Source organism: Allorhizobium sp. Av2 (assembly GCF_021462805.2).
GTDB lineage: Bacteria > Pseudomonadota > Alphaproteobacteria > Rhizobiales > Rhizobiaceae > Allorhizobium > Allorhizobium vitis_G.
Window position 1 is genome coordinate 759,901 of record NZ_CP192697.1, and the last position, 25,705, is coordinate 785,605.

Here is a 25,705-nt window from a genome sequence, read left to right on the forward strand (position 1 = left end):
GGTGGTCTTGACAGGGCCATGCAAGACATTTTGATCAGGAGTTTCAGATGCTATTTCCCGAGGTGAAGAAAAAAGGGTCTGCCGAGGTCCTGGCGACATTGCGGCAGCTGGATCTGGCCATGGGCGATCCGTGGGATACGGCAGCACCGGCCTCCTTCGCGCAGATCATGGCTGATGACGAAGCGGAGCGGTTCCCCGCTCGGCCCTATGATGCGCTGGTGGGTGAAAGCATCAGCCAATGGCTGGTACCGGAAGGTGCTGGCGGCATGATGTTTTCCTATCCGGAATCCCTGCAAATGTACCGGGCCATTGCCCGCCGCGATATGACGCTGGCAACCATCGCTATCCTGCCCTTCATCGGCTATCTGGCGATTGTCACCTGCGGCACGGAAGAGCAGATCCGGGAATATGGACGCTTCGTGGCCTCTGGTGGCTCGATTTCCTGGGGGTTGAGCGAAGGCCGCCATGGCAGCGACCTTCTGACCAACGAGACCACGGCAATCAAGGATGGTGAGTTCTACCGCGTCAATGGCGAGAAATGGCCGATTGGTTTTGCCGACCGGGCCGGTGCGATGATCGTCCATGCGCGCACGGACGAGGCGATTTCGCCGGTCTCTCACACGATGCTGATCGTTGATCGCAGTCATCTTGAGCGCAAGAACTACCGGGTTCTGCCCAATGAACGTCTTTACGGCGTGCGCGGCCTGCCGCTGGGCGGGGTGCGCTACGAGGATGCCAAGGTGCCGGTTGGTCAGGTGCTTGGCCGCGAAGGTGCCGGGTTGGAAGTATCGCTGAAAAGCCAGCAATCCCTGCGGCTTGGCGTGGCTGCCATGTGCCTCGGCGCTGTCGATACCGGCTTGCGGCTGGCCTATGGCTTTGCTGCCAATCGGAGCCTCTATGGCAATCAGAAAGTGATCGAATTGCCGGTCAGCCGCCGTCAGATCGCCGATGCCTATGCCGATCTGATGATTTCGGAAATCATGGTCGCATCTGCGACCCGGCTGGTGCATTGCCTGCCCCGCCAGCTTTTCCTTTATTCCTCCATTTCCAAATATCTGGTGCCGAAGCGGCTGGAGCAATCGCTGCAAAGCCTGGCAACTGTGATCGGCGCACGCTTTTACATGCGTGATGGCTTCGGCCACGGGGTCTTTCAGAAATTGCTGCGCGATATCGGCATGACCGGCTTTGTCGATGGCAATAGCTATGTGAACATGCGCGTCGTTGGCAGCCAGATGGAACTGGCGCTTGGCAAGGCGCTGGCCGCTCGTGAACAGCCGTTCGATGCAGCGCGCCGGGCGCTGCTGGACGATATCTACGATATCCGCCGTCCGATTGGGCCGCCGCGTTGGAGCAAGCTCGGCCTGTCCGGCAATGGCGATGATATCAGTCTGGCGGGCCTTCCAGATGCACTGCGTGAGTTGAAGCCGCTGGTGTCGGAGAGCGAATATGCGCTGGCAGTGAGCGTGATGGATGAGGTCGTCAAGCTGGATCAGGCCCGGCGCGACGCCCAGGCGAGACTTGGTCGCGGATTTTCCAACAGCGCCAATTTCTATGCGCTGACAGACCGCTATTGCAGCCTGAATGCCGCCGCCTGCTGCATTCAGTTTGCCGTGGCCAATGCTGGTGGCATGCCTGCCTCACTGCCGGATGGATCGGGCTGGCTTGGCTATTGCCTGAAGCGGATCATGCACTGGATGTACCCGACCGAGTTCCTGCCAGAGCCGGAAGAGGTGTCCGGCCTGATCGAGGTGATCGGTGATCTCTATCAGTCCAACCGGGCCTTCTCGGTTTTCCCCTTCGAATATGCGGGAAGCCGCGAAAGCATGGAACAGGGCGGCAAGCTGCTGACCAATAGTTGATCGTCAAAACAGTGAGGGCGGCGGCCCGTGCCGCTGCCGTCACTTGCCTATTGTCAGGCAAAAACGATCCGGGGAAAATAAAAGCTCACCACCCAGTTCGGCATATCGACCACTTCGCTGATCCTGAGATCGCCGCAGACCGAGCAAAGCATATAGGCATCGACTGGGGCCATGCCGTGCTCGGCTGCCAGAAGATCGACCATCCGCATCACGGCCTCGCGGGCGCCGGTCATCAGGTCAGGGCCGATGCCGGTCGTCACCTCATAGCCCGCGCCGTCCAGATGCCGGGTGACGGGTTCGGTCACGGTGAAGCGCGGGCTTTGCAGGGCCATGCCCTTCACCAGATCCAGCGTCAGTTCCACATCCATGCGGCTTTCGATAGCGGTGCCGCACACTTCCCCATCGCCTTGCGCGGCATGGGTGTCACCGACCGAAAACAATCCGCCCTCGACCTCGACTGGCAGATAAAGCGTCACACCCGCCGAGAGATCGCGGATGTCAAGATTGCCGCCGACCCTGCGCGGCGGCACGACTGAGTGCGGACCGGGGTCGGCTGGCGCAAGCCCGATGGTTCCGGCGAAGGGTTTCAGCGGCACCTTGCCGCCTGGGCCGTAAAGGGCAGGGATCATCGACACCGCATCATAGTGCCAGACATGCAGGGCCGGGTCCTTGAACTGATCGGCCAGCAGGCCAAAGCCCGGAATATTGGCGGTCCAGCCGAGACCGGAGGGATGAAACTTGCGGATGGAGACCTTGACCACATCGCCGGGCATGGCGCCCTCGATATAAACCGGGCCGGACACCGGGTTGATTCCGGCAAAATCCAGGGTCGCAAGGCTCGCAGGCGTTGCATCGGCGCCGAGCTGGCCGCCGGAGGCATCCATGCATTCAAACAGGATCGTTTCGCCTGGTTTTGCGACCAGCGCCGGTTTGAAATCCTTGTCCCAGCCGAAGTGATGCTGGGCGCGGTGGATGGTATGGGTGCAGGCGATGCACATGGCAGGCTCCCTTTTCTTCAATCCAGCGGAAAATGACAGGCGACTTTGCGCTCTGCCGAGACAGGCGTCAGCGGTGGTCGCAGGTCGCGGCAGATATCCTTTGCATAAGGACAGCGGGTGGAAAACTTGCACCCGCTTGGCGGATTGAGCGGGCTTGGAATTTCGCCTGTCAGCAGGATGCGTTCGCGCTTTTCGCGCTTATGCGGTTGCGGAATGGCCGACAGCAGTGCCTGCGTATAGGGATGGCTAGGATTGGCATAGAGCGCATCCGTTTCGCCGATCTCGACGATGGAGCCGAGATACATCACTGCCACCCGCGTTGAGACCTGCAGCACCACGGCCAGATCATGGGCAATGAACACATAGGTGAGGTCGAGCTTTTCGCGCAACTCGCTGAACAGGTTGACGATTTGCGCCTGCACCGACACATCGAGCGCGGAAACCGGCTCGTCGGCAACAATCATCTTCGGTTCGACCGCCAAGGCCCGGGCAATGCCGATCCGCTGGCGCTGTCCGCCGGAAAACTCATGCGGATAGCGGTCCAGATATTCGCGCCTCAGCCCGACGAGATCCATCAGTTCGGCCAGGCGGTCCTCGATAGCGGCACCCTCGCGGATCTTGTGAACCTTCAGCACTTCGCTCAGCACATCGCGCACCTTGCGGCGTGGATTGAGCGAGGCGGAGGGGTCCTGGAAAATCATCTGCATCTTGCGCCGCACCGATTTCAGCGCCTTGCCGTCCACCTTGGTAATGTCCTGCCCGTCGAAGGTCAGCGATCCGCCGCTGACATCATAGAGGCGTGTCAGGCACCGTCCGAGCGTTGATTTGCCGGAGCCAGATTCGCCGACCAGCCCAAGGGTTTCGGTCGGATAGACGTCGAGGCTAATGCCTTCGACGGCGCGCAGCAGTTTGCCGGAGCCGGGACGCATGGTCTTGCCGACAGTGAAGCTCTTGGTGAGATCCTGCGTCGAGAGCAGGGGCGTGGTGTGAGATGTCTCGCTCATGCCATGGTCTCCAGCGGCAGGATGTCTTGGCGAAGAGCCTCACGTTCCGGCCCGTCCAGCACGCAGAGCGCCGATTGCTCTCCCATGCGTCGCAATGGTGGATGTGCTGCGCAGCCCTCCCGCGCAAACATACATCGCGGTGCAAATCCACAGCCCTCCGTCAGGCTGTCTGGAGTGGGCGGCATGCCGGGAATGGATTTCAGCCGCTTCAGGCGCGGGCCGGTCAAAGGCGGGATCGAGGCCATCAGGCCCCAGCTATAGGGATGCATCGGTGTCGAGAAGATCTGGTCGGTGGTGCCGCGTTCAACGATGCGGCCCGCATACATCACCGCCACCCGGTCGGCGACTTCGGCGACCACGCCCATGTCATGGGTGATGAGAATGATCGCCGAGCCGAAATCCTTGCGCAAGCGGATCAACAGGTCGAGCACCTGTGCCTGGACGGTCACATCCAGCGCCGTCGTTGGCTCGTCGGCCACCAGCAGCGCAGGGCTACAGGACAGCGCCATGGCGATGACGACGCGCTGGCGCATGCCGCCGGAAAGCTGATGCGGATAGCGGTCCACCGCCTCGCCTGGATTGGACAGGCCGACTTCGCCCAACAGTTCGATGGCCCGCAGCCGTGCGGCCCGTGCCGAGATCGGCTCATGGGCGCGGATCTGTTCGGCGATCTGCCAGCCCACTGATTTCACCGGGTTCAGCGCCGTCATCGGGTCCTGGGAAATCAGGCCGATCTGCTTGCCGCGAATGCGCCGCATCTGGCTCGCCGACATCTCCAGAATGCGCTGGCCGCGAAAGGTGACGGTGCCGTCCACCCGCGTGGTCTTGCGGTCATGCAGGCCGAGCAGCGACAAGAGGGTCACTGATTTGCCGGAGCCGGATTCGCCGACGACAGACAGGATTTCACCTTCGCGCACGCTAAAGGACACATCGCGCACCGCCCGCACATAGCCACGATCGGTGGCGAAGGAGACGCTGAGGCCGTTGACATCCAGCAGCAGGGGCCGGTCTTTAATGGTGTCGTTCTGGTTCATTTTCAGCTTCCCCGCACGCGCGGATCGATCAGCACATAGACGACATCAACAAGGGCATTGGCGATGACGACGAAGAAGGAGGCGTAGATCACAGTGCCAAGGATCATCGGCAGATCGAGATTGAGCAGGGCCTGATAGGTCAGGCGTCCGACGCCGTTCAGCCCGAACACCACTTCCGTCAGCAGCGCCGAGCCACCGACCAATGCGCCAAAATCCAGCCCGAACATGGTGACGAACGGAATGAGCGAGGTGCGCAGCGCATGGTGCAGCATGACCCGCGATGGGCTGAGACCCTTGGCGCGAGCAGTGCGGATGAAATCCTCCTGATAGGATTCGACCAGCGTTGCCCGCAGCACCCGGCCATAGATGCCGATATAAAGGGCGGCCAGTGTACACCATGGGATAATCAGTGTCTTGAACCAGCCTGCAGGGTCGCTGAAAAACGGCTTGTAGCCAAGCGATGGCACCCAGGAGAAGAAGATCGTGTCGTGGAAGCGGTGCTGGGAAATGAGGTTCATCACCTCGCCCAGCCAGTAGACCGGCATGGAAACCCCGATCAGCGCCAGCACCATCAATCCGCGATCCAGTGCCGTATCGCGGGCCATGGCGGCAATGACGCCGACCGCGATGCCGCCGATCACCCAGAGCACAGCGGCGCCGAACACCAGCGACAGGGTGACGGGGGCAGCAGCCGTCACTTGCGGCACGACTTTCATGCCGCGATTGACGAAGGAGGCGAGATCTTGGGTAATGAACAGCCGTTTCATCATGATGCCATATTGCACCGGCAGCGGCCGGTCGAAGCCGAATTCCTTGCGGATCGCCTGGACGGTTTCCGGCGAGGCATTGCGTCCGGCAATGCGGGCGGCAGGATCAGCGCCGGGCGTGGCGAAAAAGATCAGGAACACCAGCGCCGAAATGCCAAACAGCACGAAGATCATCTGGGCGAAACGTTGAATGAGGGCATAAATCATCGGGTGGCTCCTCAAATCACTTTGGTGCGCGGGTCGAGCGCATCGCGCACGCTGTCACCCAGCACGTTGAGCGCCAGCACGCAGAGCACGATGGCAATGCCCGGCGACAGGGCCACCAGCGGGCGGGTGTAAAGCAGGCCCTGGCCATCCTGGATGATCGTACCCCAGCTGGCATCCGGGGCCTGTACGCCGATGGAGAGGAAGGACAGCGAGGATTCGGTGATGATGTTCAGCGCCATCATCAGCGGAATGAAGACGATCAGCGTGGTCGAGACATTCGGCAAGATGTCCTTCAACAGGATGCGCCATTTGGGAATGCCAAGGCCGATGGCGGCCAGCACGAATTCGCTGTTTTTGAGCGAAAGCACCCGTCCGCGCACCGGACGCGCCACGTAAGGCACGTAGATAATGCCGATAATGCCGATGGGCAGCAGCAGGCTGCTGGAATTGATCTCGATGGGGCCGATGGTAATGCCCTGCGAAATCAGCACGATGGACAGCGAAATGGCTAGAAGATAGACCGGAAAGGCCCAGAGAATATCGAGAATGCGCGATAGCACCATATCGGTGACGCCGCCGAAGAAGCCAGCCGAAATCCCGACGATTGCGGCCAGCACCAGACAGATCAAGGTTGACGATGCGGATATCAGCAGCGAATTGCGTCCGCCATAGAGCAGGCGGGCAGCAACATCGCGGCCCTGGCTATCGGCGCCAAGGAAGTATGGGCCTTTGAGGGTCGGTCCGATCGGGGTAACGCCGAGGCCAAGGCCTTCGGTAGACGCCTGCATGACCTTCACCCGCTGACCGTCGATTGTCACCCTGCCGCTCAGATTGGAACGGAACGGGTCGGTGCCCGATACCATCGAGGCATAGAGCGGGGCGGCGAGGCTGGAGGCGATGATGACCAGCAGCACGAAAGCCGCCGCAATGGCCGATTTATCCCTGCGAAGCAACCGCCAGGCACGGTGCCACGGGCTGGCGCCACCGGCTTTTCTAGGCGCCTGCGGTTCAGGCTCTCGATTGGATTGGGCAGGGCTGGCCATGCCTTCCGACACATCGTTCATCTGCGCTTCTCTTCAAGCTCGGTCATGGAGGAAATGGAGGGCGAAGGCTTTTTAGGTAAAAGGCTTCTCCCCAACCCTCCCCAACGAGGGGAGGGTGGGCAGGGCTTTTCACGCGCCGCCCCTGATGTACCGGCTCATTTTACCCAGGATTGCGAGATCACCCAGCGGTTCTGCTTGTTGAACAGGTAATTGCCGAGCCGCGCCGAGGTGAAGTTGACGCTCTTTGGCGTGAACAATGGAGCGAGCGGTGCCTGTTCCATGAAGGCTTTGTCGATTTTGGCCCAATTGGCGTCAGCCGCTTTCGGGTCCTTGATGGACAGTGCCATCGTCTCCTGCATCTGCTTGTCCAGTTCCTTGTTGCAGTAACCGGCGATATTGATGGAGGAATCGCTGCCCGGATGGATGCTGTCGCAGGACAGCAGCACGTTGATGAAGTCCGAGGCTGCCGGATAATCCATGTACCACTGCGTGACGCTGATCTGGACGTTGTTGTTGGTGTTCTGGATATAGGTGAACTCGATATTCGGCGAGATCGCCTTCAGCGAAGCGTCATAGCCCAGCTCGTTCAACAGGCTCTGCACATAGGTGCCAATGCCGCGTCCTACCGCATTATCCTCGGCAATGATCGTTACCTTCTGCCCTGCGGTGCCGCTTTCCTTGATCAGTGCCTTGGCCTTGTCCATATCAGGCTCGCTCCAGCTTTCGCCGGGGTTCTTGGTGTAAAGGCAGTTGGGAGCATAGCCGGGAAAATCCGGCGGCAGGATCTGGCAAGTCGGGGAGGCCAGCGCCTCGCCGCCAAACAGGCCCACCAATGCGTCGCGGTCCAGTGCATAGTTTACCGCCTGGCGCACCTTGATATTGTTGAACGGCGCCAGATTGGTATTCATCGGCAGGTACCAGAAGGCAGCCAGCGGATCGATATGCATCTGCTTGGCATATTTCGAGCCCAGTTCCGGCAGGCGGTCGGCGGGCGGCGTGTCGAACATCCAGTCGACCTGACCGTTCTGGATGGCGTTGATCGTCGCCTCTTCGGTCATGCCGAACTGGTAGACGATTTCATCCGCGTAGCCATCCGGCTGCGCATCGACGCTCCATTCCTTGAAATGCGGATTGCGCTTCAGTACCATTTTTTCATTAGGGTTGTAGCTGGCAATCATATAGGGGCCGGTGGCGGGAAGCGGCGTCGTGCCAGCGTCCTTGGCGGGCGTGTCGGCTGGCAGGATGCTGGCATGCGGCACGGCCATCTTGTCGAAGAATTCCGAATCCGCCTGGGTCAGGTGAATGGTCACGGTGCCCGCCGCGTCATCGGCAATCACGCCGCCTTCAAGCGTGCAGTTTGCTGCATCGGCAATGCATTTGTCGGCCCCGACGATGCCGTTGTAAAAGCTGCCAGTGGTTGGACCATTGACCTTGAAGATACGCTGGAAGGAGGCGGCCACATCCGACGGCTTCAATTCCTGGCCGGTCGAGAACATGATGCCCTTGCGGATCTTGAACACATAGGTCTTGCCATCGTCCTGCGGCTCGGGAATGGCTTCGGCCACGTCAGGCACGATCTTGAAGCCCTCGGTGCCGGCGGCCTGCTTGAACTTGACCAACCCGTCATTGGTCATCTGCAAGACCTGCCAATATTGACCGGTATAGTTGATGGCGGGGTCAATGGTACCGGCTGCGGAAACGGCGGCGAGCGTCATCGTGCCGCCGCGATGCTGGGCCATCAGCGCCGCCCGATCCTCTGCATAGGAGATACCGGAAAGTGCTGTCTGGGCGAGAAGGCAGGTTGCGAGAAATGTGCCTGCCTTGCAGGACAAGGCTTTGGTCGATCTGGTCATGGAGTTCATTCCCTCTGGTTCTTATTGGGTCGGTTGATTGTGGCGGCTCTTGTCGGGGCCGTTATCAGGGAGCTTTCTGGTCGAGGAAGGCGCTGACTTCCGCCATGCAGGCGTCGCGCTCTTCCACATGCGGCATGTGGCTGGACTGTTCGAAAATCCGCCAGCGCACATCGGGTATTTCGTCTGCGAAGGGCTGCACGCAGGCTTCGGTCGCCTCGTCGAACCGGCCGGAAATCAGCAGGGTCGGGACCGTGATGGTTGAGAGCCTGCCCTCGATGGTCCAGTCCTTCATGGTGCCGATAACGTGGAATTCATTGGGACCGTTCATGGTGTGATAAACGGTCGGATCGGCGGCAATCGCATCAAAGGTGCGCTGCACTTCTGCTGGCATCGGCACGACGCGGCAGACATGGCGCTGGTTGAAGACATCGGTTGCCTTCATATAGTCGTCGCTGTCGGTGGTTTCCGCCTGTTCGTGGGCCAGCAATGTCGCCTGCACATCAGCGGGCAGCGCTTCACGCAGCCGGTTTGCCTCTGAGACCCAGGTGCGCAGCGAGGCTGGCGAATTGGCGATCACCAGGGCTTTCAACCCTTCGGGCTGGTCCACGGCAAATTCAGCGCCGAGCATGCCGCCCCAGGATTGGCCGAGCAGGCAATAGGCGCCGCGAATGCCCAGATGGTCGATCAGGTTGTGCAGTTCCGCCTTGAAGAACGCCACCGTCCAGAAGTCGCCGCCCTTGTCGGGCAGATGGGTGGATTTGCCATTGCCGACCTGGTCGTAATGAATGACGGCGCGGCCCGTTGCGGCAATGTCCTTGAAACTATCGACATAATCGTGGGTGCAGCCGGGACCGCCATGGGCCACGATCAGCGGCGGCTTGCCGGAGGTGAGGTCGCCGGTGATCCGATACCAGGTCTGATACTCGCCGTAGGGGGCGAAACCTTCAATAGTCGACACGCAAAAACTCCTTTTGGACTGCAATTCTGTTTCAGTTGGATTTCGGGATGGGGAACTCGCCGATATGCCGGTCATTGCGGCAGATGGCCTCGGCGGCATCCTCGATGGTCATGCCCCAGTCCATCGCCACCATCCGCAATCTGCGCCAGGCCTCGGCCTCGGTGCAGGCACCTTGCCGCAGCAGTTCCAGCACGGCATGCACCACGACCGGTCGCTGCCGGACCCGGTTTTCAAGGCTGCGGATGTCATCTGCCTGGCTACGGGCTGCCTGATAGGCGTGGGCGGCGATCAACAGGGCGCTATAGGCACCGGTAGAGCCAACCGGTTTTAGGAAATGGGCATTGGAGCCTTGCGACAGCGCCCACTCGATCCGCCCAGGGGTTTCCGAGCCGATCAGCGCGATCATCGGCATCGGCGCAAATCCGGCTGGCCAGGGAAACTGACCGTCATGACCCATATCGGCATCGAAAAACACGATGTCGGCCCCGGCATGGCTCTCGTCCAGTTGCGGCCAGGCAATCGTCACCCGGATATGCAGGAGTTCGAGCTGGCGTTGCAGCGCATCGACGGAAGGATGCGGGCGATGCAGGATGATCGCATGCCAATTGGCAAGCAGGGGACGTTCGGGCCGCTTCATTTGATCACCTTCAGCGATGGTGACGTCTGGGGTTTAGGCGTGGGTGGAGTGTCTTCCATTCGCTTTGGTTGGCTGCGCACCAGATAGGGATCAGCCTCAATGGGCACCGGCGCACTCTGAAACAGCGTGAAGGAACCATCGTGGTCCGAAAGCGCGATATGCGGACGAAGCGCGGCGTGCTGGGTGCGGGGGTCGATTTTCAATGGCCCAAGCGGGGTGCGAAATAGCCGGTTCGTGGCGGCATGGCGCACGGCCTCCGGCATGTCGCTGCCCACATCGGCAATGGCCTGCGCCAGAACCATCACAGCGGTATAGGCAGAAACGAAAGGCGTGGTCAGGCGGCGGTCCTGACCGTGACGCCGTGCGATTCCTGCCTTGAACTCCTGATTTTCCGCGCTCTCCAGTCCCTGGAAATAGACAGAGGTGGTGATATGGCCAATCCGGGCGGATGGCTCCAGAACGGCGAGATCCGTTTCGCAGAGATTGCAGGCGGTGACAGGACAGTGTTCCGGGGCAAAATCTGGGTCTTCGCGCCGCAGGGCGTCATAGGCGGCCAGAAAGGCGGCTGCCGATTGGCCGACGAGATTGCTCAGGATGAAATCGGGCCGCTTCTGGCGGATTTCGGCAATCAGGTGATCGACCTGGGTGGAGCCGAGCGGCATATAACGGTCCGCGACGACCTGGCCGCCGCTGGCCTCGGTGAGTTCCCGAGCGATCCGGCTGACTTCCCACCCCCAGATATAATTGGACCCGACAATGAAAGGCCGCCGCCCGAACCGTGGCAGGATATGCGCAAACAGCGGCAGAAGGTGCTGGTTGGGACAGGCACCGAGATAAAGCGCGCTGTCGCTGGCCTCATAGCCCTCATAAGGAAAGGCATACCAGAGCAGGGCGCCGGAGCGTTCGACTACCGGCAGGATTTCTTTGCGGCTCCAGGACGTGATGGCGCCAATGATATGTTTGCAGCCATCATCGCGGGTGGCCGCTTCCGCCATCAATCCATAGCGCTCGGCATTGCCGCCGGGATCGGCCAGTTTCGCCTCGATTTGAACAGCAAATGCCGTATCGGTATTGATCTGCGCAATGGCCGCCATCGCCCCGTCGACGGCTTCCCGACCGAGTGCCGCATAAGGCCCGGTGGTCGAGAACAGGATCGAAATCGGAACGGTCATCCTTGTCATGCAGTCACTCTTGCCTTGCGATCTTTCCTAGGGGAGAAATCGCGCATAAAAAAAGCCCCGGCCCGTCCGTGAAGACGAGTTGCGGGGCGTGTTTGCCTGCGGCATCAAAGCCATGTGATCGGCTGCCAGGACAATTTTCATCGAATATGTCAGGCGACCATTTTGTCCCTCAATCCCTAGGGGATTTTCAGGAGCGTGTATGCAGGCTATGCTCCGGTTAAAATATAGTCAATAAGAATTTTAGCTTATTTATTAGGCTTCAATGGTTGCGCGCTCGTATCTTCTGCAACGAGTACGCTTAACGGAGCGATAGGGCGAATATGGGAAAAACATCACCCCAGGCAGGACTTGGAAGCCGTGGAGAAATCTGGCAATTCTGTTGCGGCGGGGATGAGCGGGCATGCACATAAAAGCACTGATCTATTTCGATGAACTGGTGCGGACCCGGTCGATGCGGGCGGCTGCCGAGCGTCTGAACGTGCAGCCGACCGCCTTTGCCCGACAGATCGACCAGCTGGAGCATTATTTCGGTACGGTGTTGATCGAGCGGTCGAGCCGGGGCATCCAGCTGACGGCGGCGGGCGAGTTGCTGGCGGCAAGAGCGGGCAAGACATTGCGTGAGCTGAACCATGTTCACCAGCTGATCGACGATCTCCAGGGCTTGAAGCGCGGTCATGTCACTATCCACGCAAACGGTGCGACGGTGGCCAATCTGCTGGCACCGGCTCTGGCCGATTTCAGCCTGGTCTATCCCAATATTCGGTTTTCGGTGACCATTTCCAGCGCCGGTCAGGCGATGGAGGCCTTGTCGAGCGCCAAGGCGGACATGGCCGTTACCCTGTTTTCAGAGCCTGATCCGGGTATAAGGGTGCGGGCACGGGCGCAAATCATTTATGATGTCATCGCTGCCAGCCACCATCCGGCAGCGCACTTGGCGGAAATGACCGTCACCGAGCTTGCCCGCTTTCCGCTGGCGGTGCCAGATGGGTCCTTTGGTGCGCGCCGCGCCTTCGATGCCTGGTTTTCCAAGGCTGGTCTGGAGCTTGATCCGGTCTTCGTGACGGGATCGCTGGAAATGCAGCGGGAACTGGTGTTGCGCGGTGCCGCCTTGACATTGCTGCCAGCCCAGACGGTGGCGCGTGAGCGCCGGTCTGGCGAACTGGTGGTTATCCCGATTGCCGGTGGGGCGGGTATCCGCACACCCATCGATCTGTGCGTCGCCGGTGACCGGCAATTGTCGTTTGCCGCTTCCAAGCTGGTGGATGCGGTTGAGCGGTTCATGCGCGAACAGATGGGGAAATGAAGAATTGCGTGTAGCGTTTTGCGCTCCACGCAGAACACAAAAAACCGCATTGTGTGGTTGCTTGCGAAATGACAATATTTTCGGCAATGACGCCACCCGTGGTAAACACGGAAAAACGAGCGTTCACGAAGGGGAATTTGACGATGGTTCATGCACGCTTTTTCAAGCCGGGCACTTTGCGTTGCATCGCGTTGATGACGCTGGCGGCGACAGTCTCGCTTGTCGGCCCCGGCCTGGCGACGGCGGCCCAGAGGACGCTGACACTCGGCATGAATATCGAGCCGACCGGGCTTGATTCGACGGTGGCAGCCCCCGTGGCAATCGGCCAGGTGACCTGGCAGAATATTTTCGAAGGGCTGGTTGCTATCGACCGCGACGGCAAGATCGTCCCGCAGCTGGCGAAAAGCTGGGAAATTTCCCCCGACGGTCTCACCTATACATTCAAGCTCCAGGAGGGCGTGACCTTCCACGATGGCGAGGCATTCGATTCTTCCGTGGCAAAATTCACGCTCGACCGGGCGCGTGGCCCGGACTCGACCAATGGCCAGAAACGGTTTTTCAGCGCCATCGACACTATCGAGACCCCGGACAAGGCAACGCTGGTCTTGAAGCTGAAGGAACCAGCGGGCTCGCTGCTCTACTGGCTGGGCTGGCCCGCCTCCGTGATGGTTGCCCCGAAAACTGCTGCTGACGACAAGACCAAACCCATTGGCACTGGCCCGTTCAAATTCGTCAGCTGGACCAAGGGCGACCGGGTGGAGCTTGCTGCCAATCCTGCTTACTGGAACAAGCAGGTGAAGCTTGGCCTCGACAAGGTGGTGTTCCGCTTCATTCCCGATGCCCAGGCCCAGGCGGCGGCGCTGAAATCCGGCGGCGTCGATGCCTTTCCAGAGTTCAGCGCGCCGGAACTGATGGACAGTTTCAAGGATGACGCCAAGCTTGCGACTGTTATCGGCAATACCGAGTTGAAGGTCGTGGCGGGCATGAACAACACCCGCAAGCCGTTCAACGACAAGCGCGTGCGCCAGGCGCTGATGATGGCGATTGATCGTTCAACGCTGGTGGAAGGCGCCTGGTCCGGCTACGGCACTGTGATCGGCAGCCATTATACGCCGAACGATCCGGGCTATATCGATACCACCAAGGTTCTGCCCTATAACCCGGAAAAGGCCAAGGCGCTTCTGGAGGAAGCTGGCTATCCGAACGGGTTCAGCTTCACCATCAAGACCCCGCAAATGACCTATGCGCCGCGCAGCGCCGAAATCATGCAGGCCATGCTGGCCGAAATCGGCGTGACGATGACCATAGAGCCCACCGAGTTTCCGGGAAAATGGGTGTCGGATGTGTTCAAGGGGACGGATTATGACATGACCATTGTTGCTCATGCCGAGCCTGTTGATATCGATATCTATGCCCGCGACCCCTATTATTTCAACTATAAGAACCCGGTCTTCAACGAGACGATCAAGAAAATCCAGGCCACATCCGATCCGGCGGCTCAGGCCACGCTTTACGGTCAGGCACAGCAGATTTTGGCGGAGGATGTGCCGGCGCTCTATCTGTTCGTCATGCCGAAGCTTGGTGTGTGGAACAAGAAGATCAAGGGCTTGTGGGAGAACGAACCGATCCCCGCCAATGTTCTGACGGATGTGCATTGGGAGGATTGATCCTGATCGGTGATGGCCGGAAACGGTCATCGCCCTCCCGATGTGAAGGCACATTGGCCTGATACAAGTGCACGTGGGATTGACTGCTTCGTCCTTGCACGGAGCCGGTCCCCAAAAATCCGTGCGGAAGGAAAACCAGAGATGCTTGCCCTTATTCTCAGGCGGCTGGGCGGCCTTGTCCTGACACTGGCTGCCGTGTCCATCCTGATTTTTATCCTGATGGATGTGCTTCCCGGCGATCCCGCCGCCGTCATGCTCGGCACCTCGGCAAGCCCCGATACGCTGGCGGCGCTGCGCCATGAGCTTGGCCTCGATCAACCGCTGGCGATGCGTTATCTGCACTGGTTGGCAGGCGCCGTGACGGGGGATCTGGGCCAGTCCTATACCTATGGCGTGCCGGTGGCTGGCTTGATCGGCGAGCGCCTGACCGTCACGCTGCCTTTGGCGGTGATGGCGATCCTTCTGTCCATGGCAATCGCCATCCCGATGGGTGTCGCTTCTGCCTCTAGGCGCAATAGCGGTTTCGATTATACGGCTGGCTTTCTGTCGCAACTGTTCATCGCCGTTCCGGGCTTCTGGGTCGGCCTGTTGCTGGTGCTTGGCTTTTCCATCGGTCTCGGCTGGATGCCGGCTGGAGGCTTTGCCGGATGGCAGGCAGGATTTGGCCCGGCACTGCTGTCGCTGACCCTGCCAGCCGTCGCATTGGCGCTGCCGCAGGCAGGCGTGCTGACCCGCGTCACCCGCTCGGCGGTGCTTGACGTGATGAACGAGGATTTCGTTCGCACCGCCCGCGCCAAGGGCCTGACACGGCGTGCGGCTCTGTGGCGTCATGCGGTGCCGAATGCGCTGGTGCCGGTCATGACCATTCTTGGCCTGCAATTCACCTTCCTGATCGCCGGGGCGATCCTGATTGAAAATGTCTTCAACCTGCCGGGTCTGGGGCGGCTTGCCTATCAGGCGCTGAACCAGCGCGACATCATCGTCATGCAGGATGTGGTCCTGTTCTTCGCGGGCCTGGTCATCATCATGAATTTCCTTGTCGATCTCTCTTATCTCGTGCTGGACCCAAGATTGCGGGGCAGGGGCAAATGACCACGACCGTGACAACCCCAAAGCCGTTTACCAGGCGGCTCACCCGTCTTTTTCTGCGCCCGACATTGCTGATCGGCGGGCTGATTATCATCCTGCTGGTGGCGATTGCCCTTCTGTCGCTGGTCTGGACACCGCTGCCGCCGACCCGCATGCAGATCGTCTACAAGCTGAAGCCGCCGCTGGTGCATGGCTTGCTGGGAACCGACCAGCTTGGCCGCGACCTGACCTCCATGCTGATGGTCGGCGCCTGGAACTCCCTGTCGACCGCCTTGGCGGCGGTGGTGCTTGGGGCGGGCGTCGGCACGCTGTTCGGCGTTACGGTTGCGGCGCGGCGCGGCATGGTCGAGGCGCTGACCATGCGGATCAATGATGTGATCTTCGCCATTCCGCCGATCCTGTCGGCCATGATGCTCGGCGCTCTGCTTGGCACGGGGCGGTTTACCGCCATTATCGCCATCGCCGTGTTCATGGTGCCGGTTTTTGCCCGCGTCACCGCCAGTGCGGCTCTTCAGGTCTGGTCGCGGGATTATGTGCTGGCAGCACGCGCCGCAGGCAAGGGTCAGGTGCTGATAACCATCGAACATGTCCTGCCCAATATTGCCAGCCAGATCATCGTACAGGTCGCCATCCAACTCGGCCTGGCCATTCTGACCGAGGCGGGCTTGAGCTTTCTTGGTCTCGGCATGCCGCCACCGGCACCGACCTGGGGGCGGATGCTGGCCGATTCCCAAACCTATCTGGCTGCCGCGCCCTGGCTTGCCATCCTGCCGGGCCTCGCCATCGCGCTTACTGTGCTTGGCTTCAATATGCTGGGCGATGGACTGCGCGATCTTCTCGACCCGCGTGAAAAGGGGCGCTCATGAGCGAACAACCATTGCTTTCGGTTCGAGACCTGTCCATTTCGGTGGATCTCCCCGATGGCCGTTCCACACCCATTATCGATGACCTGAGTTTTGATCTGCGGGCTGGCGAAACACTTGGTATTGTCGGTGAAAGTGGCTCTGGAAAATCCCTGGCATCGCTGGCGGTCATCGGACTTTTGCCCCGCGTTGCGCGCCCGACTGGCCAGATCCTGCTTGACGGAGAGGACCTGTTGAGCGCCAGCGAAGACCGGCTGTGCAAGATCCGTGGCAACCGGATCGGCATGATCTTTCAGGAGCCTTTGACGGCGCTTAACCCGGCGATGACCGTTGGCGACCAGATTGCCGAAGGCCTGGTCTGGCATCGTGGCCTCAGCTGGCGTCAGGCGCGCCGCGAGGCGGTGGAGCTGCTCGATCAGGTTCGCATTCCCGATGCAAAGCGCCGGGCCGTGACCTATCCGCATGAAATGTCGGGCGGCCAGCGCCAGCGCGTCGGCATCGCCATTGCACTGGCGCTGAAACCGGCGCTGATGATCGCCGATGAGCCGACGACGGCGCTCGATGTGACGGTACAGGCCGAAGTGCTCGATATTCTCGATGATCTCGTGCGCGAATACCGGATGGCGCTGATCCTCGTCAGCCACGATCTCGGCGTCATCGCCCGCATGTGCGACCGAAACCTGGTTCTCTATGCCGGACGGCGGATGGAGGAAGGCCTGACCCGCGATGTTCTGACCTCTCCGCTCAATCCCTACACCCGAGGCCTGTTATCCGCCGTGCCTAAGCGGGTGTCGGGAAAGGACGGCGAGCAAGGCAGGCTTGCCACCATTCCCGGCACGGTTCCAGGGTTTGCACAGCTGCCGGAAGGCTGCTGTTTTTCCGACCGTTGTCCTGATGTGATGACGGAATGTCGTCTCACTGCGCCGGGGTGGTCGAGGCATGGGGAGGATCGCGGCGTGCGCTGTCTGCGCGCTGAGCAAGGGGAGGTCAGCCGATGACCGACACCAGTCTTCTCGATATTCGCATGCTTACCCGTGACTATGTCAGCAGTCCCCTGTTTGGCGCCTCCCATACCAGCCGAGCGCTGGACGAGGTGTCGCTGACGGTCGGGCGCGGCGAGATCTATGGCATTGTCGGTGAAAGCGGCTGTGGCAAATCCACCCTTGCCCGGCTGGTGATGGCGCTTGATCGTCCGACATCGGGGCATGTCCTGTTTGACGGCGACGATCTGTTTTCACTGTTGCCAGAAGCGCTGAAGCGCAAGCGACAGGCTTTCCAGATGGTGTTTCAGGACCCGTTCGGCTCGCTCGATCCGCGCCAAACCATCGGGCGGATTATAGCGGAACCCTTGCATGTGCTGACGCCAAGGCCGGGCAAGACAGCAATCCGCGACAAAGTCGCCGCCATGCTGGAAAGCGTCGGCTTGCAGGCCAGCCATGCGCAACGCTATCCGCATGAGTTTTCCGGCGGCCAGCGCCAGCGCATCGCCATTGCCCGCGCCTTGATCACCGAACCAAAACTTGTCGTGGCCGATGAGGCGGTCTCGGCGCTCGATCTCTCCGTCCAGGGTCAGGTCCTCAACCTGTTGATGGATCTGCGCCGCACACGCGGTGTCAGCTTTCTGTTCATCACCCATAATCTGGCGGTGGTGGATTGTATCGCTGACCGGGTCGGGGTGATGTATCGCGGCAGGCTGGTGGAGCAGGGACCGGCCCATGCGGTTTTCGAGCAGCCCCTGCATCCCTATACGAAAATTCTGGCTGATGCCGAGCCAAGCGTTCACCGTTTCGGCAGGCCGCAAAAGCCTGCCCCTCTGCCTGATATCAGCGGCGATCCCGATATCGGCTGCGCGTTCCGTGCGCGCTGTCCGCTGGCGCAGACACGTTGCACCATTGAGCCGCCAGTGCTGCGGGAGATCATGCCCGGACGTGAGGCGGCCTGCCACCGCGCCGAGGTGATGGCAGGGACCGATAGCTTCATCCGATAAAGACCAAAGATAGAGAAAGCCAGGAATGACCGATCTTGTTGATTTGACCATCCGGGAACTGGTTGCCGGTTTCAGCGCCAAGACCCTGTCGCCGGAAGACTATTGGAACGCCGTCGAGGCCCGGATCGATGCTTTCGAGCCGTCTGTTCAGGCGCTTTACCTCTATGATCCCCAAAGCGCCCGCGCCCAGGCCCGCGCCTCGACGGATCGCTGGCAGCGCGGCGCGTCGCTTGGCCCGCTCGACGGCATTCCTGTCTCACTGAAGGAACTGATTGCCACGAAAGGCCAGCCGGTGCCGCTCGGCACCGCTGCTGTTGATCTCGTACCGGCGGCAGCAGACGCGCCGATTGCGGCCCGGATGCGCGAGGATGGGGCGGTGATTTTCGCCAAGACCACGTGCCCGGATTACGGCATGCTGTCTTCGGGCCTGTCGAGTTTTCATCCGCTCAGCCGTAATCCCTGGGATCTCAGCCAAAACCCTGGTGGCTCCAGCGCCGGGGCGGCGGCGGCGGGGGCTGCCGGGTTCGGTCCGCTGCATATCGGCACGGATATTGGCGGCTCGGTGCGCCTGCCCGCCGGATGGACCGGGCTGTTCGGCTTTAAGCCCAGCCATGGCCGCATCCCTGTTGATCCCTATTATGTCGGGCGTTGCGCCGGGCCAATGACCCGCTGCGTTGATGATGCCGCCTATTCGATGATGACCCTGGCGCGTCCGGACTGGCGCGACGGCACCAGTCTGCCTGCTCAGGCGATCAACTGGCTGGACGAGGATATCGATATCAGCGGCATGAAAATCGGTGTCATGCTGGATGCAGGCTGCGGTCTTGCTGCCGAGGAAGAGGTGCGCGAGGCGGTTCTTGCTGCCGCCAAGCGCTTCGAGGCGGCAGGGGCCGAGGTTTTCGAGGTAGGCCCGGTGATGAACCGCGCCATGCTGGATGGGCTGGATGTGTTCTGGCGGGCAAAATTCTGGGGCGATATTGCCGCGCTCAGCACGGAAAAGCGTCAGATGATCCTGCCCTATATCTATGAATGGGCCGAGGGGGGCGCCAGCGTCAGCGGTGTCGATGCGGTTAAGGGCTTTGGCCAGACCATCGAGATGCGCAAGACCTGCGGCGCGCTGTTTACCCGCGTCGATGCGGTTCTGTCGCCGGTCAATCCTGTCGTTTCCTACCCGGCGGACTGGGCCTCGCCGACCAATGATCCGCAAAAACCCTTTGAGCACATTGCCTTCACGGTGCCGTGGAACATGTCGGAACAGCCAGCGGCATCGATCAATTGCGGCTTTTCAAACAGCGGCATGCCAATAGGTTTGCAGATTGTTGGTCCGCGATTTGCCGATCTGACCGTGCTGAAACTGTCGAAACTGTTTGAAAGCTGGACCGGGCGGATCAGCACTTGGCCGCAGCCGCCACGGTCTTGAGGGGCTTATACAAAGGTTCATTGAAAATGACTCTTTGTGTTCTTCACAGTACATGCCGCAAACGTTTTTATGTGCCGCTTACCCCCCCTTGTATCTACATATTGTCAATCGTGTAAGATTGTAGCGACTGTGCCTTCGACCGGGTGGCCACCCGGTCGAAGGCGTGGCGAAGTCGCCCGTCCCCCCACCGGTTACAACCGCGGCAGAGCCAGGGACCTTCGCCATCGTCACGTACAACCGAACAGTCGCTTGGGTCCAACCGTACGCACAAGGCAGGTTACCGTGAACAGGATCATTTGTGGAGTGGATGTTTCGAAAGATTGGCTGGATGCACAGATCCGGCCGGGGGCCGTTTTCCAGCGCTTTTGCAATGATGCATCGGGCATAGCGGAGCTTTTGGCTCTGTGCCGGGCGCATGGTGTCACGCTTGTGGTGATGGAAGCATCCGGCGGCTATGAGCGCGCTGCCTTTCTGCTTTTGTGGGAGATGGGAATGGCTTGCGCATTGGCCAATGCGCGTAGCGTTCGCTCTTTCGCCGATGCGATGGGCATTCTGGAAAAGACTGACCGGATCGATGCCGGTGTGATTGCCGCCTATGCCGAGGTCAAGAAACTGCGTCCGACGCCCGCGCCAAAGGCGGCCCAGCTGCGGCTTTCGGCTCTGGTGGCACGGCTTTCGCAGATCACGGGCGATCTTGTCGTCAACAAGCAGCGGCGGCATGTCGTGCGCGATGACGAAACCCGGCAAAGCCTTGATGAGGTCATCGCTCTTCTGGTGCGCCAAAGCCGCAAACTCGAAGGCGAGATCGCCTCGCTGATTGATGATGATCCGCTGTGGGCATGCCTCGACAAGGCGTTTCGCACAGTCAAGGGTGTTGCTTCCCGCACTGTGGCCCGGCTGATGGCAGAGCTTCCCGAGATCGGTCACGTCTCCAACAAGGCGATTGCCAAACTGTCTGGTCTGGCACCGATGGCCAACGACAGTGGGAACCGCACCGGTCGTAGACATGTGCGCGATGGACGGGCCGGTCCGCGCAGCATCCTCTTTCTCGTCGCTGCCATCGCAGCAAGATACAATCAAAATCTTGCTGATTTCCAGCAAAGATTGCAGAGCCAGGGAAAGCCAAAGATGGTCATCCGCATTGCACTTGCCCGTAAACTTCTTGTCATTCTCAACGCGAAAGCACGAGATGCGCGAAGGGAATTCGAAAATGCAACTTGACAGCCCAGATAGTCGCTCTGTCCTGCCGGACATCTCCCCCTCACGGGGGGAGATCGGATAGACTTTTCCGCCCAACTTATCGACTACCGTCGTGATCTCCGACATTTTGAACGGTAAATGTGAAGCGAAACGCTCGCTCCGAGTCGATCTCCCTCCTTGAGGGGGAGATGCCTGGCAAGGCAGAGGGGGGTAAGCGGCAGATAAAAACCTTTGCATTGTGTACTGTGCATATTTTCAATGTCTTCAAGTCGGGGATGCGTCAGCATCTTCGAGACTTGGTATTATTGAGGCTCAAAGGCTGGCAATATAGGCCCGCCAGCCACCCAAATGCGTAATGTCCTCAGCGCCTTTGACCGCCGAAGGCTCGACGAGAAAACCCTTGGCGCTCGATCCGTCATCCAGGAAAACCGTGCCGATACACATCGGCGAGGGGATCATGTTGACGAACTGACCGAAGCCAGCGGGCGTTAGCTGCCAGATTTCCACGGCAATCGCGGCTCCCTCCTCAACCCGAACCAGGCCGGGCTTGGGCGGTGTCTGGTTGGGCAGGGCAAACAGCTTGTAGCTGGCCGATGTCGTCCCAGCCCGCAGGAACCTGGCGTTAAGGCTGGTCAGTTGGTGATTGAGCGGCATGCCGGACAGATGCGCGCCGACAACGATGACAGGGATCAGACCCTCGGTCTTTTCCACTGGCTTTTCTGGTGACGGCGGCAGCGGCCAGCCGGTGGCACCGACGGTGGTGCCAAGGCGGCTGTGCAAGGCTGACCCCAGTGCTGCGGTCAGGCCATCGGCACCGAAGGGTGCCAGCAACGTGACGCTGGAGGGCAGGCCATCGCCACGCTTGCCTGTCGGCACGGCAATGCCGCACATGTCCAGAAGATTGACGAAATTGGTATAGGTGCCGAGGCGTGAATTGGCCTTGATCGGCTCCTCTTCCAGATCGGCCAGCGTGTAATGGGTGGGTGCTGTCGGCACGCAGATCACATCGACAGAGGCGATCACTGGCGCCAACTGCTGCTTCAGCGCTTGCAGCCGGTACATGCCGGAAAAGGCATCGGCGGCAGTCAGGGTTTTCGCCGCGCTGTAGATCGTGTGCGTCACCGGATGGAAGCTTTCGGGCTTCGCATCGAAAAAGTCTTTGACCGCCGCATAGCGTTCGGCCACCCAGGCACCTTCATAGAGCAGGTTTGCGACCTCAAAGAAGCCGGAAAACGGCAGGTCCACAAGCGTGTAGCCCATGGCCGAAAGCTCCGCCAGCGCTTTTTCGAAACTTGCTTCCATAAGGCTGTCGCCGAAGAATTCGCGGTCGGCCTTGGCGGGAACGCCAATACGCAGGACTGGCGCGGACGCCAATGCATGGCCGGTGGGCATGGTGCGGGAATATGCGTCCTCGGCATCATGCTTTGCGGCGACGGTGAAGATCTTATGGGCATCTTCCACCGTCAGCGCGAAGATCGATACGCAATCGAGGGTGCGGCAGGCGGGGATGACGCCGGTGGCCGACAGCGCCCCGACCGAGGGCTTCAACCCGACAATATTGTTCAAACCCGCCGGAATGCGGCCAGAGCCTGCCGTATCGGTGCCGAGCGCGAAGCTGACAATGCCCTGCGCCGTCGCCACTGCCGAACCGGAACTGGAGCCGCCAGGGACCAGTTTGGGATCGATCGCATTGCGGGGAATGGCATGCGGCGTGCGCACGCCGACCAGGCCAGTGGCGAATTGGTCGAGATTGGTCTTACCGATCACCAGGGCGCCTGCGTCTTTCAACAGGCGCACCACAGTCGCATTGGTTTCGGGCGTATAGGCATAATCCGGGCAGGCGGCGGTGGTCGGCAGGCCCGCGACATCGATATTGTCCTTGACGGCAAAAGGAATGCCCCAGAGCGGCTTTGTCTCCGGTGAAAAAGCGCCGAGCGCCTGCGCCTGATCCAGCAGGCTCGTCTTATCAGCAAGCTCCAAGAAAATGCCGGGATCGTTGATGGCGGCGATGCGCGAAAATACCTCTTCGATCATTGCCTGTGGCGTCCAGCCAGAGGCATAGGCGGTGTGAAGCGATGCAATATCAAAAGCTTGAGAAAATGCCATGGATCAATTTTCCAATAGTGTTACGGGGCGATCCCATTGGATCAGGACGGTGCAGCCATCAATGCTCCACACAGAATGTTCGGTGCCTGCCGCATTGACGATATAGGAACCGGTGCCATAGGTGCCGGTCTCGTCCGACTGGCTGCCTTCCAGCACCAGAATGGTTTCCAGCCCTTCGTGGCGGTGGCGGGGAACCGAGGCTCCGGCCTGATAGGCCAGAAGGGCGACGCCGGGCTGGTCACCCTCAAAGCGGCGTATCCAGTGAATGGTCACACCCTCGCGGAAGGGCTCATAGGGCAGGCTTTTCCAGCCCCCTGAAAGCATGTTGTCACGGGTCGTTTCAGCCATGGGCAAGCGCCTCCAGAAAGGGGTCGAGATGGGCAGTCCAGCCGACAATGCCGCCCTGAGCGCGGATCATCTCAAGGGTTGATTGCTTGAAGGCCGGGAAATAGCTGGCGGTGGCTTCTTCAATCAGCAGGCAGTCATAGCCCCGGTCATTGGCCTCGCGCATCGTGGTCTGCACGCAGACCTCGGTGGTGACACCGGCAAAGATCAATTGGGTAATGCCGCGCGCTGTAAGCTCTTCACCGAGACTGGTGGCATAGAACGCACCCTTGCCGGGCTTCTCGATCACCAATTCGCCGTCGGCAGGGGCAAGCTCTGGCAGAATGCCGGTGCCGTATTCCCCTGCAATCAGGATGCGTCCCATCGGTCCGGGATCACCGATCCGCAGGGTGGGATTGCCGCGATTGCGCTTGGCATCTGGCAGGTCGGAGAGATCGGGCCTGTGGCATTCCATGGTGTGGATGACGGTAAGGCCGTGGGCGCGGGCCGCCTCCAGCAGGAGCTTGACATCCGGCACGATGGCGCTGACGAGGCTGACATCATTGCCAAGTGTTTCGCCAAAGCCGCCCGGCTCGGTGAAATCGCGCTGCATGTCGATGATGACAAGCGCCGCCTGGTCCAGCTTCAATGGGAAGGCGAAGGGTTGGGCCTTGATATCCACCATCATGCATGTCCTGCCATATGGGCGCCGATCACGGCAATGTCGGCGCCGCGCGCCGGGGTCTCGTAAACCAGCCTGCCATCTGACATCACGACAATGCGGTCAGACATTTCCATCAGCTCGTCCAGATCCTCGGAAAACAGCAGCACGGCGCTGCCATTGTTGCGTGCCTTCATGATCCGGGCGCGGATTTCGGCGACGGCGGAGAAATCCAGACCAAAGCATGGGTTGGAGACAACCAGCAGATCGACATCGCCGGTCAGCTCCCGCGCCAGCACGGCGCGCTGCACATTGCCCCCCGACAGCGAGGCAATCGGCGAGGCGGGAGAGGCGGTTTTGACCTTGAAGTCGGCAATCAACCGCCCGGCCGTCTCGCGCATGGCCTTGGCATTCAGCCAGAACTGGGTCTTTCCCCTGGCATCCACATCGAAATCGCGAAAACTCAGGTTCTCAGCTACTGACATTCTCGGCGCGCAGGCATTCAGCAGCGGTTCTTCCGGGATGAAACGGACATTGGCGGCCCGCGTTTCCTGACGGGTGGCCGTATAGGGCCGGTCCTTGACGGTGATGTCGCCCGCCTCAGAGGGCCGTTGCCCGGCCAGCACTTCGGCCAGCTCCTTCTGGCCATTGCCGGAAATGCCGGCAATCCCGACGATTTCGCCAGCTCTGACATTGAGATCATCCACCTCAATACTTTTCAAGCCGCTGCGGTCACGGGTTTTCATCCCCCGGATCGCCAGGATGGAAGGGCTGGCGTCCGCAACCGGCAAGCGGCTGTCGAGTTCTGCCAGCTTGACATCGCCGATCATCATTGCCGCCATGTCCTGCGTCGTCAGATCTGCTGTGCGGCCCGAGCCGACCAGCTTGCCACGCCGCAGCACCGAAACCGCATCGGCAAACTTTTGCACCTCGTGGAATTTGTGGGAAATCATCAGCACGGTCAGCGCCCCACGCTCGGTCATGCCCCGCACCAGGCCCAGCATGTCGTCGGCCTCGGCAGGTGTCAGCACTGATGTCGGCTCGTCAAGGATCAGGAACCGGCGTCCGAGATAGAGCTGCTTGATGATTTCCAGCTTTTGCTTTTCGCCCGCCGACAATTCCCGCACCGGGCGTTCCAGCGGGATCTGGAAGGGCATGGTTGCCATGAAATCTTTGAGCGCCTGACGCTCTCGCCGCCAGTTGATCATCGCAGGCACGGCATTGCGGCTGATGACCAGGTTTTCCGCGCCGGTCAGTGACGGCACCAGCGTGAAATGCTGGTAGTCCATGCCAAGCCCCAGCGCTGCCGCATGGCGCGGTGAGGCGATCTCCACCTCCCGGTCCTCGACCAGCAATTGACCCGAGGTTTGGCGGTAAAAGCCCATGATGCATTTGACCAAAGTTGATTTGCCCGCGCCGTTTTCGCCTAGCAAGGCGTGAAACGAACCGGCATGCACCTTTATGGAGACGGCATCCAGGGCGGTGAAGCTGCCGAACCGCATGGTCATGGCGGCGGTTTCAATGCCGATTGCACTGGCAGTCAT

At 60.5% G+C, this 25,705-nt stretch carries 22 protein-coding genes; 9 read left to right on the forward strand and 13 right to left on the reverse strand.

Annotation, left to right across the window (positions count from 1 at the left end; all coding sequences use genetic code 11):
• Positions 1 to 47: 47 nt before the first annotated feature.
• Positions 48 to 1,859: an acyl-CoA dehydrogenase family protein gene (locus FS819_RS21200; RefSeq protein WP_156547530.1), complete on the forward strand. Its 1,812-nt coding sequence runs from the start codon at positions 48 to 50 to the stop codon at positions 1,857 to 1,859.
• Between the two features lie 53 nt (positions 1,860 to 1,912).
• Here FS819_RS21200 and FS819_RS21205 read toward each other — a convergent pair whose 3' ends face one another.
• The 9 genes from FS819_RS21205 to FS819_RS21245 form a co-directional block, all read right to left on the reverse strand.
• Positions 1,913 to 2,857 (reverse strand): acetamidase/formamidase family protein, encoded by a 945-nt coding sequence (locus tag FS819_RS21205; RefSeq protein WP_156547531.1) that lies wholly within the window; start codon positions 2,855 to 2,857, stop codon positions 1,913 to 1,915.
• Between the two features lie 17 nt (positions 2,858 to 2,874).
• On the reverse strand, positions 2,875 to 3,861 hold the full coding sequence (locus tag FS819_RS21210; protein WP_156547532.1) for an ABC transporter ATP-binding protein: 987 nt from the start codon (positions 3,859 to 3,861) through the stop codon (positions 2,875 to 2,877).
• A complete protein-coding gene (locus FS819_RS21215) occupies positions 3,858 to 4,895 on the reverse strand; it encodes an ABC transporter ATP-binding protein (RefSeq protein WP_156547533.1) in 1,038 nt (345 codons plus the stop codon). Before FS819_RS21215 ends, FS819_RS21210 begins: the two co-directional genes overlap by 4 nt.
• Before the next feature lie 2 nt (positions 4,896 to 4,897).
• The gene (locus FS819_RS21220; RefSeq protein WP_070165437.1) at positions 4,898 to 5,869 is read right to left on the reverse strand and encodes an ABC transporter permease; all 972 of its coding nucleotides are present in this window, start codon (positions 5,867 to 5,869) and stop codon (positions 4,898 to 4,900) included.
• Between the two features lie 11 nt (positions 5,870 to 5,880).
• Positions 5,881 to 6,912, reverse strand: a complete 1,032-nt coding sequence (locus tag FS819_RS21225; protein WP_197434044.1) for an ABC transporter permease — start codon at positions 6,910 to 6,912, stop codon at positions 5,881 to 5,883.
• 155 nt (positions 6,913 to 7,067) lie between these two features.
• Complete coding sequence (locus FS819_RS21230; RefSeq protein ID WP_234624445.1) at positions 7,068 to 8,765, reverse strand: ABC transporter substrate-binding protein; 1,698 nt, start codon at positions 8,763 to 8,765, stop codon at positions 7,068 to 7,070.
• A 64-nt stretch (positions 8,766 to 8,829) separates the two neighbouring features.
• The gene (locus tag FS819_RS21235) at positions 8,830 to 9,723 is read right to left on the reverse strand and encodes a proline iminopeptidase-family hydrolase (protein ID WP_234624444.1); all 894 of its coding nucleotides are present in this window, start codon (positions 9,721 to 9,723) and stop codon (positions 8,830 to 8,832) included.
• A 31-nt stretch (positions 9,724 to 9,754) separates the two neighbouring features.
• On the reverse strand, positions 9,755 to 10,360 hold the full coding sequence (locus tag FS819_RS21240) for an ANTAR domain-containing response regulator (RefSeq protein WP_156547537.1): 606 nt from the start codon (positions 10,358 to 10,360) through the stop codon (positions 9,755 to 9,757).
• The gene (locus FS819_RS21245) at positions 10,357 to 11,541 is read right to left on the reverse strand and encodes a transporter substrate-binding protein (protein WP_156547538.1); all 1,185 of its coding nucleotides are present in this window, start codon (positions 11,539 to 11,541) and stop codon (positions 10,357 to 10,359) included. Before FS819_RS21245 ends, FS819_RS21240 begins: the two co-directional genes overlap by 4 nt.
• 400 nt (positions 11,542 to 11,941) lie before the next feature.
• Between FS819_RS21245 and FS819_RS21250 the strand changes: the two genes are divergently transcribed.
• The 8 genes from FS819_RS21250 (at position 11,942) to FS819_RS21285 (ending at position 21,091) form a co-directional block, all read left to right on the forward strand.
• Complete coding sequence (locus tag FS819_RS21250) at positions 11,942 to 12,844, forward strand: LysR family transcriptional regulator (RefSeq protein ID WP_156547539.1); 903 nt, start codon at positions 11,942 to 11,944, stop codon at positions 12,842 to 12,844.
• 194 nt (positions 12,845 to 13,038) lie between these two features.
• Positions 13,039 to 14,511 (forward strand): ABC transporter substrate-binding protein, encoded by a 1,473-nt coding sequence (locus tag FS819_RS21255; RefSeq protein WP_234624483.1) that lies wholly within the window; start codon positions 13,039 to 13,041, stop codon positions 14,509 to 14,511.
• Positions 14,512 to 14,652: 141 nt separating this feature from the next.
• A complete protein-coding gene (locus FS819_RS21260; protein WP_156547541.1) occupies positions 14,653 to 15,603 on the forward strand; it encodes an ABC transporter permease in 951 nt (316 codons plus the stop codon).
• Positions 15,600 to 16,466, forward strand: a complete 867-nt coding sequence (locus FS819_RS21265) for an ABC transporter permease (RefSeq protein ID WP_156547542.1) — start codon at positions 15,600 to 15,602, stop codon at positions 16,464 to 16,466. Before FS819_RS21260 ends, FS819_RS21265 begins: the two co-directional genes overlap by 4 nt.
• Positions 16,463 to 17,461 carry an ABC transporter ATP-binding protein gene (locus FS819_RS21270; protein ID WP_156547543.1) on the forward strand — a complete coding sequence of 333 codons (999 nt, stop codon included), beginning with the start codon at positions 16,463 to 16,465 and terminating at the stop codon, positions 17,459 to 17,461. The genes FS819_RS21265 and FS819_RS21270 overlap by 4 nt, the downstream gene beginning before the upstream one ends.
• On the forward strand, positions 17,458 to 18,450 hold the full coding sequence (locus tag FS819_RS21275) for an ABC transporter ATP-binding protein (RefSeq protein ID WP_156547544.1): 993 nt from the start codon (positions 17,458 to 17,460) through the stop codon (positions 18,448 to 18,450). Before FS819_RS21270 ends, FS819_RS21275 begins: the two co-directional genes overlap by 4 nt.
• A gap of 25 nt (positions 18,451 to 18,475) precedes the next feature.
• On the forward strand, positions 18,476 to 19,870 hold the full coding sequence (locus FS819_RS21280; protein ID WP_156547545.1) for an amidase: 1,395 nt from the start codon (positions 18,476 to 18,478) through the stop codon (positions 19,868 to 19,870).
• Between the two features lie 282 nt (positions 19,871 to 20,152).
• The gene (locus FS819_RS21285; protein ID WP_234625171.1) at positions 20,153 to 21,091 is read left to right on the forward strand and encodes an IS110 family RNA-guided transposase; all 939 of its coding nucleotides are present in this window, start codon (positions 20,153 to 20,155) and stop codon (positions 21,089 to 21,091) included.
• A gap of 291 nt (positions 21,092 to 21,382) precedes the next feature.
• Here FS819_RS21285 and atzF read toward each other — a convergent pair whose 3' ends face one another.
• From atzF to FS819_RS21305, 4 genes are read right to left on the reverse strand one after another with little or no spacing between them, the layout of a single operon-like run.
• Positions 21,383 to 23,176: an allophanate hydrolase gene (gene atzF, locus FS819_RS21290; protein WP_156550429.1), complete on the reverse strand. Its 1,794-nt coding sequence runs from the start codon at positions 23,174 to 23,176 to the stop codon at positions 21,383 to 21,385.
• Positions 23,177 to 23,179: 3 nt separating this feature from the next.
• Positions 23,180 to 23,524, reverse strand: coding sequence for a cupin domain-containing protein (locus FS819_RS21295; RefSeq protein ID WP_156550428.1), 345 nt, complete (start codon positions 23,522 to 23,524; stop codon positions 23,180 to 23,182).
• Positions 23,517 to 24,185 (reverse strand): cysteine hydrolase family protein, encoded by a 669-nt coding sequence (locus tag FS819_RS21300; RefSeq protein WP_156550427.1) that lies wholly within the window; start codon positions 24,183 to 24,185, stop codon positions 23,517 to 23,519. Before FS819_RS21300 ends, FS819_RS21295 begins: the two co-directional genes overlap by 8 nt.
• On the reverse strand, positions 24,185 to 25,705 hold the full coding sequence (locus tag FS819_RS21305) for an ABC transporter ATP-binding protein (RefSeq protein ID WP_156550426.1): 1,521 nt from the start codon (positions 25,703 to 25,705) through the stop codon (positions 24,185 to 24,187). Before FS819_RS21305 ends, FS819_RS21300 begins: the two co-directional genes overlap by 1 nt.

Bases quoted from the DNA above. Each gene is read 5' to 3' on its own strand.
- FS819_RS21200 (WP_156547530.1), top strand. From the start codon at position 48: ATGCTATTTCCCGAGGTGAAGAAAAAAGGGTCTGCCGAGGTCCTGGCG.
- FS819_RS21205 (WP_156547531.1), bottom strand. From the start codon at position 2,857: ATGTGCATCGCCTGCACCCATACCATCCACCGCGCCCAGCATCACTTC.
- FS819_RS21210 (WP_156547532.1), bottom strand. From the start codon at position 3,861: ATGAGCGAGACATCTCACACCACGCCCCTGCTCTCGACGCAGGATCTC.
- FS819_RS21215 (WP_156547533.1), bottom strand. From the start codon at position 4,895: ATGAACCAGAACGACACCATTAAAGACCGGCCCCTGCTGCTGGATGTC.
- FS819_RS21220 (WP_070165437.1), bottom strand. From the start codon at position 5,869: ATGATTTATGCCCTCATTCAACGTTTCGCCCAGATGATCTTCGTGCTG.
- FS819_RS21225 (WP_197434044.1), bottom strand. From the start codon at position 6,912: ATGGCCAGCCCTGCCCAATCCAATCGAGAGCCTGAACCGCAGGCGCCT.
- FS819_RS21230 (WP_234624445.1), bottom strand. From the start codon at position 8,765: ATGACCAGATCGACCAAAGCCTTGTCCTGCAAGGCAGGCACATTTCTC.
- FS819_RS21240 (WP_156547537.1), bottom strand. From the start codon at position 10,360: ATGAAGCGGCCCGAACGTCCCCTGCTTGCCAATTGGCATGCGATCATC.
- FS819_RS21245 (WP_156547538.1), bottom strand. From the start codon at position 11,541: ATGACAAGGATGACCGTTCCGATTTCGATCCTGTTCTCGACCACCGGG.
- FS819_RS21250 (WP_156547539.1), top strand. From the start codon at position 11,942: ATGCACATAAAAGCACTGATCTATTTCGATGAACTGGTGCGGACCCGG.
- FS819_RS21255 (WP_234624483.1), top strand. From the start codon at position 13,039: ATGACGCTGGCGGCGACAGTCTCGCTTGTCGGCCCCGGCCTGGCGACG.
- FS819_RS21260 (WP_156547541.1), top strand. From the start codon at position 14,653: ATGCTTGCCCTTATTCTCAGGCGGCTGGGCGGCCTTGTCCTGACACTG.
- FS819_RS21265 (WP_156547542.1), top strand. From the start codon at position 15,600: ATGACCACGACCGTGACAACCCCAAAGCCGTTTACCAGGCGGCTCACC.
- FS819_RS21270 (WP_156547543.1), top strand. From the start codon at position 16,463: ATGAGCGAACAACCATTGCTTTCGGTTCGAGACCTGTCCATTTCGGTG.
- FS819_RS21275 (WP_156547544.1), top strand. From the start codon at position 17,458: ATGACCGACACCAGTCTTCTCGATATTCGCATGCTTACCCGTGACTAT.
- FS819_RS21280 (WP_156547545.1), top strand. From the start codon at position 18,476: ATGACCGATCTTGTTGATTTGACCATCCGGGAACTGGTTGCCGGTTTC.
- atzF (WP_156550429.1), bottom strand. From the start codon at position 23,176: ATGGCATTTTCTCAAGCTTTTGATATTGCATCGCTTCACACCGCCTAT.
- FS819_RS21295 (WP_156550428.1), bottom strand. From the start codon at position 23,524: ATGGCTGAAACGACCCGTGACAACATGCTTTCAGGGGGCTGGAAAAGC.
- FS819_RS21300 (WP_156550427.1), bottom strand. From the start codon at position 24,185: ATGGTGGATATCAAGGCCCAACCCTTCGCCTTCCCATTGAAGCTGGAC.
- FS819_RS21305 (WP_156550426.1), bottom strand. From the start codon at position 25,705: ATGACTGCCAGTGCAATCGGCATTGAAACCGCCGCCATGACCATGCGG.